The following is an 11,308-nucleotide window of genomic DNA, read 5'->3' on the forward strand; positions in this document are numbered from 1 at the left end:
ACCCGCCTCTCACGCGCGCGTAAAACACCACATCCCCAGTACCAGCGCACCCGCTCCGGCGACGCCGGCGAGCGTCGCCGATGCGACGCGGTTCACACCGGCGGCGACGGGCTCGCCGTGTCGCACCCGCACCGCGGTCCAGACCAGCAGTCCGCCTCCGAACAGGGCGAACACCGTCCCCACGAAGATTGCCGGTCCGCTTTCCATTGATATGTCCTTCCACCCCGGGCCCCCGGGTGGGGAGGCTGCCACTCCCCGGAAGCCGACGTGCGAACCTGCGGTGAACGCCGGGAAGACGGCGCACCATGGACCGCTCAGACCGTGGCGGGGTCGGGTATCCGCTCGCTCGTCCGCGTGCCGTCGACCCGTCTCACGGTGCACACGACTTTGCTGAAACCTTGATTCCACTCCTCCTCACCGGCCAGCCAACCCGAGACGGTGTGCTCCGTGTCGGACGCCCAACTCGACGCGAACTTGTTGGTACGGAGCTTGCCTCCCTGGGCGAGGGCCTTCTTGTAGTCCATGCCCGCCGCGGCCTGCGCGGTGCCGATCACCTGGTCGGTATGCGGCTCGCCGCAGTCCGCCAGGTGAGCATCGAAGCTCTTGTCCTTCTCCGCGTAGTTCCAGCAGTCCCCGGTGCCCATCTGAGTGGGCCACAGGTTCACGCCCGCGTCCCGGAACCGCCCCACCTCGCCGCCTATCGCGACATGCCGTCCGAGCACGAGACATGCCGTACCGCCTTTGGCCGCGCCGAACCCGTCCTTCGTCGGTACGACGGCGTACACACCCGCGTCGGGCAGGGCGTCGGCCGTCGCCGTGCTCTGGCTGGTGCAGCGCTGCGCGCCATGGGCGAGGGCGTCGGCGTAGTCGTCGGCCGTGTCGACGGCCACGACCTGGCCGTCCGGCCAGTCCTTGGCGCAGTTCACGACGCCCAGGTTGAGCGCCGACTTGAAGGTGGGCCCCGACCAGACCGCCTTCACACAGTCCCCGGCCTGCAACGGCTTGGTGAGGCCCACCTGTTCACCGTACGGATACACCGGCCCCGTCGGTCCCGGCGACGGACTCCCCGTGGGGCGCTTCTTCGCCGTCGTGTCCTTCGTGCCCCCGTCGTCGCCCTCGTCGTGGGCGTCCGAGCCGGTACCGGCCGCCGATGACCCTGACCTCGCCCTGATCCGGCGTCTCCCCCGCCATGGCACCTCCCCCGAGACAGCGCGCCTCCCCCGAGGACGCATGGAGCTTGTCTCTTGAAGGTAGCTTCGCACGCACCACTGACAGGAGCCCTTTTACCGACCAATCCTGATCAATGTTGGCCCAATCCCGCCAGAACAGGCACATGCGACCCAGCCCTTCACTCCGCGGGCTCGAGGAACCCCTGCTCCACCAGCAGCCGGATCTGCGCGGGCGTCCGGTCACGCAGCAACACCGGGTCCTCGCCGACCAATTGGGCGATGGCGTCCAGGATCCGCCCGGCGCTCAGCGTGCCGTCGCACACGCCCGCGAAGCCCGCGCCGACCGTGTCCACCTTGGTGGCCCGGCGCATCCCCCGGTGCTGACGCAGCACCACGTGCTCCGGGTCCTCGGCGCCGGGCAGCCCGACCTGCTCCTGGACGACCTCGGCGACGAGCCTGAAGTGACCGGCGAGCAGGGCCGCGTCGTCGCTCGCCCGCAGGTAGTCGACGCGGTCGAAGTGCGCGCGCACGGTCTCGCCGAGCGGCTGCTCGATGGAGTGCGGCCACTCCTCGACCGTGATGGACGGCTCGGCGGCCGCCGTTCTGCGCAGCGTGATCCATCCGAAGCCGACGGCCTTGACCTTGCGGGCCTCGAACTCGTCCAGCCAGGCGTCGTACCGCGCCTGGTACTCGGCAGGGTCGTCGCGGTGGTCGCCCGCGTCGCGCAGCCACAACTCCGCGTACTGCGTGACGTCCTGCACCTCGCGCTGCACGATCCAGGCGTCACAGCCGCGCGGCACCCAGGAGCGCAGCCGGTCCTGCCAGTCCTCACCCTCCACGTGCTGCCAGTTGGCCAGGAACTGCGCGTACCCCCCGTCACTGAGCCGCTCTCCCGCCTGCTGAACGAGCGTGCGGCACAGATCGTCCCCGCCCATCCCGCCGTCGCGGTAGGTGAGCCGGGCGCCGGGCGAGATCACGAAGGGCGGGTTCGAGACGATCAGGTCGTACGTCTCGTCGTCCGCGATCGGTTCGAAGAGGGAGCCCTCACGCAGATCGGCCGCCGGGGCACCGGAGATCGCGAGGGTGAGCGCGGTGATGTGCAGGGCGCGCGGGTTGAGGTCGGTCGCGGTCACGCGCGTGGCGTGCTGCGCGGCGTGCAGGGCCTGGATCCCGGAGCCGGTGCCGAGGTCGAGCGCGGAGGAGACGGGCGTACGGACGGTGATGCCGGCCAGGGTCGTGGACGCGCCGCCCACACCGAGGACGACACCCTCCTCGCGGCTGCCGATGCCGCCCGCGCCGCCGACGGCACACCCCAGGTCGGACACGATGAACCAGTCCTCGCCGCCGGGCCCGCCGTACGGCCGGATGTCCACGGTCGCGGCGATCTCGTCCGCGCCCGCCCGGGTCAGCCAGCCGCTCGCCAGGCAGTCCTCCACCGGCAGTACGTCCGCCACGCGCGCGTGCGGCACGGGCTGCTGGAGCAGGAACAGCCGTACGAGCGTCTCCAGCGGTGTGTCCCCGCGGGTCGCCCGGAGCGCGGGCACGGTCTCGCTGCGCGCCAGCGCCGCGTACGCGGGGGCGCCGAGCAGGTCGAGCAGGCCGTCGGCGGTGAAGGAGGCGCCGAGCAGGGCGTCCCGCAGCCGAGCGGCGACGTCGACGCGGTCGGACGAGGGCAACGGTGACAGGCTGGTGTGACTCACGTCCCCCATTGTGTCCGTTCCCGCCGAAAGGGACGCACACCTATGGACAGAGCCCGTGCCAATGCGGACAAGCCCGCACGAGGAGTCGTGGGGGCTTGCGCCGGTAGCCGTGGGCATGCGTCGTCGACAGTCGTGGGCTTGCGCCGAGAGCTGTGGGGCATGCGCCACGGGCCCGGTACGCGCGCGTACCGGGCTCTTTCCGGGTGACGGGGCGGATCCCGCTCTGCGGTCGCTCCGCGGTCGTTCTCCGGGGGTCAGCCCTGGGTGGTCGCCGGCGAGGCGGACGCGGAGGCGGACTTGCAGCTCACCTGCTTGGCCATCGCCTTGCCGACGTCGCCCGCTTCGAGCTCCTTCAGGGCGTCGGTCCCGGTCTTGCTGAGCTTCTCCAACTGCTTGGCGACGCCGTCGAGACCGTCCGCGAACTTCGCCTGGTCCTTCGTGTTCAGCGCGTCGGACTGCTTCCCCAGATCGGCGTAGGAGGCGGAGAGGGCGTTGAGCTCCTTGACCGCGTTCTCCTGCTTGGTCTTGCCGCCGTCCACGTCCGGCGGGCCGGCCTTCTCGATGGCGGCCGCCATCGCCTTGTAGGCGTCGGAGATGTCCTGGAAGCCCTTGGAGTCGGCCTTCTGCACGTCCGCCGGTGCGCTCTGGTCCGTGGTCTCCTTCTGGATCGCGGTGTTGGCGGCCGCGATCTTCTGGACCTGCGGCTGCACCGCGTCACAGACCTGCTTGGCCCAGGGGTCCAGCTTGTCGTCCTTGCTACTACTACCGCTGCTGCATGCCGACAGCGCCAGCACCAGTACCGCACCGCCGGACAGTGCGGCCGTGAGCTTCTTGTTCACCGGATTGGTCCCTTCCGTGGCTCTCGGCCCCGGAACTTACACGCCGCACGGGTGTCACCCCCATGGTGAATTTCCGATTTAGTCTCTATTGCGGCTATTTGCTCCACGCGAGAGAAGGCTCACGACACAGGTGTGAACACACACGAACGACGGGCGGGCGGCACGTCGCTGCGTGCCGCCCGCCCGTGGGGACCTGCCCAAAGACCCGAACCCTACGAAACCACCGCGGCGTCGTGAGACTTCGACACTCGTTCCGCGTTGCCTTCGTCACCCACGGCGATCCCGCGCCGCTTGGAGATGTACACCGCGCCCACGATCACAAGGATCGAGAGCACCGCGATCAGGATGCGCATACCGAGGTTCTTGTCGTCGCCGTACGAGAACTTCACGACCGCGGGTGCGATCAGCAGCGCCACCAGGTTCATCACCTTGAGGAGCGGGTTGATCGCGGGGCCCGCGGTGTCCTTGAAGGGGTCACCGACGGTGTCGCCGATCACCGTGGCGGCATGGGCCTCGCTGCCCTTGCCGCCGTGGTGGCCGTCCTCGACGAGTTTCTTCGCGTTGTCCCAGGCACCTCCGGAGTTGGCGAGGAAGACCGCCATCAGCGTGCCGGTGCCGATCGCGCCCGCCAGATACGAACCGAGCGCGCCGACGCCGAGCGTGAAGCCGATGGCGATGGGCGCCAGGACGGCGAGCAGACCCGGAGTGGCCAGCTCCCGCAGGGCGTCCTTGGTGCAGATGTCGACGACCCGCCCGTACTCCGGCTTCTCCGTGTAGTCCATGATCCCGGGGTGCTCGCGGAACTGCCGCCGCACCTCGTAGACCACGGCCCCCGCGGACCGGGACACCGCGTTGATCGCGAGGCCCGAGAACAGGAAGACGACCGCCGCGCCCGCGATCAGGCCCACCAGGTTGTTGGGCTGCGAGATGTCCATCATCAGGTTCAGTGGCGCGCCGGGCCCGGAGACCTTCTCGCCCACGTCGTTCGCGGCGGTGAGGATCGCGTCCCGGTACGAGCCGAAGAGCGCCGAGGCCGCGAGGACGGCCGTGGCGATGGCGATGCCCTTGGTGATGGCCTTGGTGGTGTTGCCCACCGCGTCCAGGTCGGTGAGCACCTGGGCGCCCGCGCCCGTGACGTCGCCGGACATCTCGGCGATGCCCTGCGCGTTGTCGGAGACCGGACCGAAGGTGTCCATGGCGACGATGACGCCGACCGTGGTGAGCAGGCCGGTTCCGGCGAGCGCCACCGCGAACAGCGCGAGGATGATCGACGTACCGCCGAGCAGGAAGGCCCCGTAGACGCCGAGGCCGATCAGCAGGGCGGTGTAGACGGCCGATTCCAGACCGATGGAGATACCGGCCAGGACAACGGTGGCCGCGCCGGTGAGCGAGCTCTTACCGATGTCCCGTACGGGACGACGGGTGGTCTCGGTGAAGTAGCCGGTCAGCTGCTGGATGAGGGCGGCGAGCACGATGCCGATGGCCACCGCGACGACCGCGAGGATCCGCGGGTCGCCGTCCTTGGCCCTGATCGCCGCGTCCGTGACGCCGTCGAGGTCGGCGTACTTCCCCGGCAGGTAGACGAAGACGGCCGCCGCCACCAGCACCAAAGAGATCACCGCGGAGATGAAGAAGCCGCGGTTGATCGCGGACATGCCGCTGCGGTCGGAGCGCCGGGGTGCCACCGCGAAGATGCCGACCATCGCGGTGAGGACGCCGATCGCGGGCACGATCAGCGGGAAGGCGAGCCCGGCGTCGCCGAACGCCGCCTTGCCGAGGATCAACGCGGCGACGAGTGTGACGGCGTACGACTCGAAGAGGTCCGCGGCCATGCCGGCGCAGTCGCCGACGTTGTCGCCCACGTTGTCGGCGATGGTCGCGGCATTGCGCGGATCGTCCTCCGGAATGCCCTGCTCGACCTTGCCGACCAGGTCGGCGCCGACGTCGGCGGCCTTGGTGAAGATGCCGCCGCCCACACGCATGAACATGGCGATCAGCGCCGCGCCGAGACCGAAGCCCTCCAGGACCTTCGGCGCGTCGGCCGCGTACACCAGCACCACACAGGAGGCTCCCAGCAGACCGAGCCCCACCGTGAACATGCCGACGACGCCGCCGGTACGAAAAGCGATCTTCATGGCTTTGTGCGAGACGGCGGTGAGATCCTTTTCGGGTTCACCCTCGGCCGGAGTCGCTTCCCTTGCCGCGGCGGCCACGCGGACGTTGCTGCGTACGGCGAGCCACATACCGATATAACCGGTGGTCGCCGAGAACGCCGCGCCGATCAGGAAGAAGATCGATCGTCCGGCGCGCTGATTCCAGTCGTCCGCGGGCAGCAGCATGAGCAGGAAGAAGACCACGACGGCGAATACACCGAGCGTGCGCATCTGCCGGCCCAGGTAGGCGTTCGCGCCTTCCTGGATGGCCGTCGCGATCTTCTTCATGCTGTCGGTGCCCTCGCCTGCCGCGAGCACTTGCCGTACCAGCACCCCGGCGACCGCCAGGGCCGCCAGGGCCACGGCACCGATGACCATCACGATCAAGCGATTGTCATTGGTCAGTACTGCGGATGCGAAGGTTGTGGGATGGTCAAACTGATGAGGGGTAGAAAGCCCCGCCATTCGTCCTCCTTGACGCCTGTGCTGAGCTCAAGATGTGGACGGATTGTAGGTACCGGAACCTGATCAAAACAGTGCCCGGTAAGCGGAATTCGCCTTCACATGCCCATCAGCAAATGATCGACGGGCATCGATGGAACCCAAAAGAAGTAATGCCCTAAAAGCGTTGACGCTTGATCCAATAATCGCGTGATTGATCGTGAATGAATTCACGAAAAGGCCGGGCGGGACCCCGGCCGGAGCGGGCATACAAAAAGGGCCCTGCTCAGCAGGGCCCTTCGAGTGTGTTGCGGGGGTGCGATCAGGGAACGAGCGCGGCCGGCGGCGTGGTCGGCCAGCTCATCTTGATCAGTCCACCGTGTGCACCGGCGGTGACTTCGACATCGTCGACGAGGCCACTGATGACCGCGAGGCCCATCTCGTCCTCCTCGGCATCCATGTCCGGATCACCCGAGGCACCGGGTGCCGTCTCACCGGGCGCCGAACGCGGCGCCTCGTCGCCGACCTCGATGGAGAACTGCTTCTCCTCCTCGATCAGCTTCACCTGCACCGGCGCCGAGATGCCGTTGCTCTGGTGCAGTCCGACGGCACGAGTACAGGCCTCGCCGACGGCGAGTCTGACCTCGTCGAGGACGGCCTCGTCCACTCCGGCCCTGCGCGCCACCGCTGCCGCCACCAGTCGGGCGGTCCTGACGTGCTCGGGCAGCGCGCTGAAGCGGAGTTCAACGGTGGCCATGCATCCCCCTCAACTACGGGCGTGCTGTCAGGGGGCCAGGCCGCCGAGGCCCGGTCCCCCGTCCATTGCTTCTACCGTCTCGGACGCCACATCACTCGTGAGGCCCGGGTACGGGGTCAGTCGGTGGCCGCTACCGCTTCCTCGACCGAGGTGTGGATGGGGAACACCTTGGTGAGACCGGTGATGCGGAAGATCTTCAGAATGCGCTCCTGGTTGCAGACCAGTCGCAGCGAGCCCTCATGGGCACGCACACGCTTCAGGCCGCCCACCAGCACGCCGAGCCCGGTGGAGTCGAGGAAGTCCACGCCCTCCATGTCGACGACAAGGTGAAAATTGCCGTCGTTCACCAGCTCGACCAGCTGCTCGCGCAGCTTGGGCGCGGTATATACATCGATTTCGCCACCGACCTCGACGACCGTACGATCGCCGACGGTACGGGTCGACAGGGACAGGTCCACGGATCCTCCAGCACCTTGCTATCGAGCGGTCATCCCAAGGGACACCTCGGCAGAGCCCCCGGGACGGTTCGCCAGCCGCGATGGCATTCAATCACTTACCGGCAGGCGTGCACGACGCCTTGGGCCCATTGTCGGTCACGCCAGTGACACACTCGGTGCCGATGGCCAAGAATCACCGATCCGATCGACCCTCGACGGACACCGCTTCCCGCCCCGATCCGGGCACGGTCCTTGACCGGCTCGCCTCGGGGCCGAGCCGGGCTTCGCGCATCACTCATACGGAGCACTTGCCCCCGCGGGCGGGTCGCCATGCAGTGTGGCCCGACCGGATCCGTCCGGAGGTCATCGCCGCGGTGCAGGCCGCGGGCATCGAGCACCCCTGGGCCCACCAGGCACTGGCCGCCGAGCACGCTCTGGACGGCGACTCCGTGATCGTCGCCACCGGCACCGCCTCGGGAAAGTCCCTGGCGTACCTCACACCGGTCCTGACGGCCCTCCTGGACGGCTCCGAGGCTCCGAACGGCCGGGGGGCCACCGCGCTCTATCTGGCCCCCACAAAGGCCCTTGCAGCCGATCAGCGCCGTTCGGTGAAGGAACTTTCACAACCTTTGGGCAATGCGGTTCGCCCAGCCGTGTACGACGGCGATACTCCGTTCGAGGAACGCGAGTGGGTACGGCAGTACGCCAACTACGTCCTGACCAACCCCGACATGCTGCACCGCGGGATATTGCCCTCCCACCCCCGCTGGTCCTCCTTCCTCCGCGCCCTGAAGTACGTCGTCATCGACGAGGTCCACACCTACCGCGGCGTCTTCGGCTCCCACGTGGCCCAGGTACTGCGCAGGCTGCGCCGTCTGTGCGCCCGCTACGGCTCCTCCCCGGTCTTCCTGCTGGCCTCCGCGACCGGCGCGGAGCCCTCGGTCGCCGCCCGTCGGCTGACCGGCCTCCCGGTCGTCGAGATCGCCGACGACGCCTCCCCTCGCGGCGAACTCGTGTTCGCACTCTGGGAGCCCCCGCTCACCGAGCTGCACGGCGAGAAGGGAGCACCTGTTCGGCGTACCGCCACCGCCGAGACGGCCGACCTCCTCACCGACCTGACCCTCCAGGGCGTGCGCTCCGTCGCCTTCGTACGGTCCCGCCGCGGCGCCGAGCTGATCGCGGTGATCGCCCAGGAGCGTCTCGCCGAGATCGACCGCTCACTGGCCCGGCGCGTGGCCGCCTACCGCGGCGGCTACCTCCCCGAGGAACGCCGCGCTCTGGAGCGCGCCCTGCACTCCGGCGAACTCCTCGGCCTCGCCGCCACCACCGCCCTCGAACTCGGCATCGACGTCTCCGGCCTGGACGCCGTCGTCATCGCGGGCTACCCGGGCACCCGGGCCTCCCTGTGGCAGCAGGCGGGCCGCGCCGGCCGCTCGGGGCAGGGCGCACTCGCCGTCCTCGTCGCCCGCGACGACCCGCTGGACACATTCCTCGTGCACCACCCCGAGGCCCTGTTCGACCAGCCGGTGGAATCCACCGTCCTCGACCCCGACAACCCGTACGTCCTCGCCCCGCACCTGTGCGCCGCCGCCTCCGAGATCCCCCTCACCGAAGAGGATCTGGAGCTCTTCGGCCCGGCCGCCGCGGATCTGCTGCCACAGCTGGAGGCCGCGAAGCTGCTGCGCCGGCGGACGACGGCGTGGCACTGGACCCGTCGGGAGCGGGCCGCCGACCTGACCGACATCCGCGGCGAGGGCGGCAGTCCGGTACAGATCGTCGAGGCCGGGACCGGGCGGCTGCTCGGCACGGTCGACGCGGGCTCCGCGCACACCACGGTCCACGAGGGCGCGGTCCACCTCCACCAGGGCCGTACGTACCTGGTGAAGCACCTGGACCTGGAGGACTCCGTCGCCCTGGTCGAGGAGGCCAACCCGCCGTATTCGACGGTCGCCCGCGACACGACGTCCATCTCCGTCCTGGAGACGGACACCGAAGTCCCCTGGGGCGAGGGCCGGTTGTGCTACGGCTCCGTCGAAGTCACCAACCAGGTCGTCTCCTTCCTGCGTCGTCGTGTCATCACCGGTGAAGTGCTGGGCGAGTCGAAACTCGACCTCCCTCCTCGTACGCTCCGCACCCGCGCCGTGTGGTGGACGGTCACCGAGGACCAGCTGGACGCGGCCCGGATCAGCCCGGAGATCCTCGGCGGCGCTCTGCACGCCGCCGAGCACGCGTCGATCGGCATGCTCCCGCTGTTCGCCACCTGCGACCGCTGGGACATCGGCGGCGTGTCCATCCCGCTGCACCCGGACACGCTCCTGCCCACGGTCTTCGTCTACGACGGCCACCCGGGCGGCGCGGGCTTCGCGGAGCGCGCCTTCCACACCGCCCGCGCCTGGCTCACCGCCACCCGGCAGGCCATCGCATCCTGCGAGTGCGAGGCCGGCTGCCCGTCGTGCATCCAGTCCCCCAAGTGCGGCAACGGCAACGAGCCGCTGCACAAACGGGGCGCTGTGCGGCTGCTCACGGAGCTGCTGCGGGGGACGCCGGAGGGCTAGGCCCCGGCTCCTGTGGTCTCGCGGGACCGGCTCTGGACCTGACCTCCGCGTCGAAGGGTCCGGCGCCCGACGCGGCCGTGACGTCCGAGATCTCGCCCTCCACGGCGCACCGCACCAGCCGGGCCCGCTGGGCCCGCGCCACCCGGTCCGCCTGGGCGCAGGCCGCGGTGCCGCCGTCCGACCAGTGGTCCGCCGCGGCGAGCGCGGCCAGGTCGGCCGCCCCCGCCGCGCGGTGCCGGACCACGACCGCCTGTCCCATGGCCAGGACGGCCCCGAACACGACACACAGCACGGCGATCGCCCCGACGGTCCAGACGGTGGCCGATCCTCTGTCCGAGCAACGGGTCCGGTAGGTGTGCCATCTGTCCCACGCGGCCGTCCGCGCGACGTGACCGCGGCTCCAGACCCTCATCCCGTCACCACCCCCACCGTCTCCTCCGCCAGTGCCACGGCCTCGTCGCTCAGCTCCAGCGACAGTCCGTCCGGTCCCGGCGCGCTCGCCTCGACCGTGACCCGGACGAGGGCGCCCTCCCGGGTCACCGTGACCCTGGCGCCGCGCGGTGCCGCGCGGCGGGTCGTCGCCACCACCGTGTCCGGCGGGTCCTGGCGGGCCGCCGCCCGGGCGCCCGCCCTGGCCGCGTCCACGCACTGGATCTGCGCCGACGCGGCGAGCAGGGCCCAGACCAGCGCCATTCCGACGAGCACCAGAGAGGGCAGCACCACGGCGGCCTCGGCGGTCACAAATCCCCGGTCCCGGCCCCGGCTTCGGTCCCGGCCCCAACCCGCCGTCCCGCGTTCACATCGGGGCATTGAGCGCCCGCCCCACGATGTCCTGCAACTCCGCGCCGACCTGGCCACTCGTCACCACCTTGTAGAGCACCGCCGCGAAAGCCACCGCCGCAAGGACACCCACCGCGTACTCGGAGGTGACCATTCCCGCGTCCCTACGCACCACCAGACCCAGCAGCCACGCCCGCATCCGTACGCCCACCGTCTTGCACATCTCAACCCCCGTAAGGTTCGACCCTGTTGATCGTCCGTCGTTCAGCTGATCGTCCGTTGCTCAGCCCAAGCCGTAGCCCGTCATCCGCCACCCCCTCCCAGCACCCCGTCCGCCAGCCCGATCACCACGGGCAGGACGCCCATCGCGAGGAACGCGGGAAGAAAGCACAGCCCCACGGGCGCGGTGACCATGACAGCTGCCCGACGCGCCCGCGCCGTCGCGGTGCGGCCCCGCTCGGCGCGGGCCTCCATGGC

At 69.9% G+C, this 11,308-nt stretch carries 11 protein-coding genes; 1 reads left to right on the forward strand and 10 read right to left on the reverse strand.

Features of this window, described 5'->3' with window-relative positions:
• Positions 1-9 precede the first annotated feature (9 nt).
• The 7 genes from ABZ656_RS04445 to bldG form a co-directional block, all read right to left on the reverse strand.
• Positions 10-207: a hypothetical protein gene (locus tag ABZ656_RS04445; protein WP_101399652.1), complete on the reverse strand. Its 198-nt coding sequence runs from the start codon at positions 205-207 to the stop codon at positions 10-12.
• A 107-nt stretch (positions 208-314) separates the two neighbouring features.
• On the reverse strand, positions 315-1,016 hold the full coding sequence (locus tag ABZ656_RS04450) for a hypothetical protein (protein WP_360264398.1): 702 nt from the start codon (positions 1,014-1,016) through the stop codon (positions 315-317).
• Positions 1,017-1,348: 332 nt separating this feature from the next.
• Positions 1,349-2,878 carry a class I SAM-dependent methyltransferase gene (locus ABZ656_RS04455; RefSeq protein WP_180361985.1) on the reverse strand — a complete coding sequence of 510 codons (1,530 nt, stop codon included), beginning with the start codon at positions 2,876-2,878 and terminating at the stop codon, positions 1,349-1,351.
• Between the two features lie 245 nt (positions 2,879-3,123).
• Positions 3,124-3,708: a small secreted protein gene (locus ABZ656_RS04460; RefSeq protein WP_101399648.1), complete on the reverse strand. Its 585-nt coding sequence runs from the start codon at positions 3,706-3,708 to the stop codon at positions 3,124-3,126.
• Positions 3,709-3,920: 212 nt separating this feature from the next.
• On the reverse strand, positions 3,921-6,326 hold the full coding sequence (locus ABZ656_RS04465; protein ID WP_101399646.1) for a sodium-translocating pyrophosphatase: 2,406 nt from the start codon (positions 6,324-6,326) through the stop codon (positions 3,921-3,923).
• 298 nt (positions 6,327-6,624) lie between these two features.
• Positions 6,625-7,059, reverse strand: a complete 435-nt coding sequence (locus ABZ656_RS04470) for an ATP-binding protein (RefSeq protein WP_101399644.1) — start codon at positions 7,057-7,059, stop codon at positions 6,625-6,627.
• A 116-nt stretch (positions 7,060-7,175) separates the two neighbouring features.
• Positions 7,176-7,517, reverse strand: a complete 342-nt coding sequence (gene bldG / locus ABZ656_RS04475; protein ID WP_010986038.1) for an anti-sigma factor antagonist BldG — start codon at positions 7,515-7,517, stop codon at positions 7,176-7,178.
• 80 nt (positions 7,518-7,597) lie between these two features.
• On the opposite strand from bldG, the gene ABZ656_RS04480 reads away from it, so the two are divergent.
• Positions 7,598-10,051, forward strand: a complete 2,454-nt coding sequence (locus tag ABZ656_RS04480) for a DEAD/DEAH box helicase (RefSeq protein WP_360264402.1) — start codon at positions 7,598-7,600, stop codon at positions 10,049-10,051.
• Here the strand turns inward: ABZ656_RS04480 and ABZ656_RS04485 are convergent.
• Genes ABZ656_RS04485 through ABZ656_RS04495 form a run of 3 tightly spaced genes read right to left on the reverse strand, consistent with a single transcriptional unit; the run spans position 10,017 to position 11,054 of the window.
• Positions 10,017-10,463, reverse strand: a complete 447-nt coding sequence (locus ABZ656_RS04485) for an Rv3654c family TadE-like protein (protein WP_101399640.1) — start codon at positions 10,461-10,463, stop codon at positions 10,017-10,019. The genes ABZ656_RS04480 and ABZ656_RS04485 overlap by 35 nt on opposite strands.
• Positions 10,460-10,861, reverse strand: a complete 402-nt coding sequence (locus ABZ656_RS04490) for a TadE family type IV pilus minor pilin (RefSeq protein WP_101399639.1) — start codon at positions 10,859-10,861, stop codon at positions 10,460-10,462. Before ABZ656_RS04490 ends, ABZ656_RS04485 begins: the two co-directional genes overlap by 4 nt.
• Positions 10,848-11,054: a DUF4244 domain-containing protein gene (locus ABZ656_RS04495; RefSeq protein WP_101399637.1), complete on the reverse strand. Its 207-nt coding sequence runs from the start codon at positions 11,052-11,054 to the stop codon at positions 10,848-10,850. The genes ABZ656_RS04490 and ABZ656_RS04495 overlap by 14 nt, the downstream gene beginning before the upstream one ends.
• Between the last annotated feature and the right edge of the window lie 254 nt (positions 11,055-11,308).

The sequence above is a fragment of the Streptomyces sp. NPDC007095 genome, assembly GCF_040634475.1.
Lineage (GTDB): Bacteria > Actinomycetota > Actinomycetes > Streptomycetales > Streptomycetaceae > Streptomyces.

What these genes read in the sequence shown, in the direction of transcription:
- ABZ656_RS04445 (WP_101399652.1), bottom strand. Translation starts at nt 207, where the DNA reads ATGGAAAGCGGACCGGCAATCTTCGTGGGGACGGTGTTCGCCCTGTTC.
- ABZ656_RS04455 (WP_180361985.1), bottom strand. Translation starts at nt 2,878, where the DNA reads ATGGGGGACGTGAGTCACACCAGCCTGTCACCGTTGCCCTCGTCCGAC.
- ABZ656_RS04485 (WP_101399640.1), bottom strand. Translation starts at nt 10,463, where the DNA reads ATGAGGGTCTGGAGCCGCGGTCACGTCGCGCGGACGGCCGCGTGGGAC.
- ABZ656_RS04465 (WP_101399646.1), bottom strand. Translation starts at nt 6,326, where the DNA reads ATGGCGGGGCTTTCTACCCCTCATCAGTTTGACCATCCCACAACCTTC.
- ABZ656_RS04470 (WP_101399644.1), bottom strand. Translation starts at nt 7,059, where the DNA reads ATGGCCACCGTTGAACTCCGCTTCAGCGCGCTGCCCGAGCACGTCAGG.
- ABZ656_RS04495 (WP_101399637.1), bottom strand. Translation starts at nt 11,054, where the DNA reads ATGTGCAAGACGGTGGGCGTACGGATGCGGGCGTGGCTGCTGGGTCTG.
- ABZ656_RS04490 (WP_101399639.1), bottom strand. Translation starts at nt 10,861, where the DNA reads ATGCCCCGATGTGAACGCGGGACGGCGGGTTGGGGCCGGGACCGAAGC.
- ABZ656_RS04480 (WP_360264402.1), top strand. Translation starts at nt 7,598, where the DNA reads ATGGCATTCAATCACTTACCGGCAGGCGTGCACGACGCCTTGGGCCCA.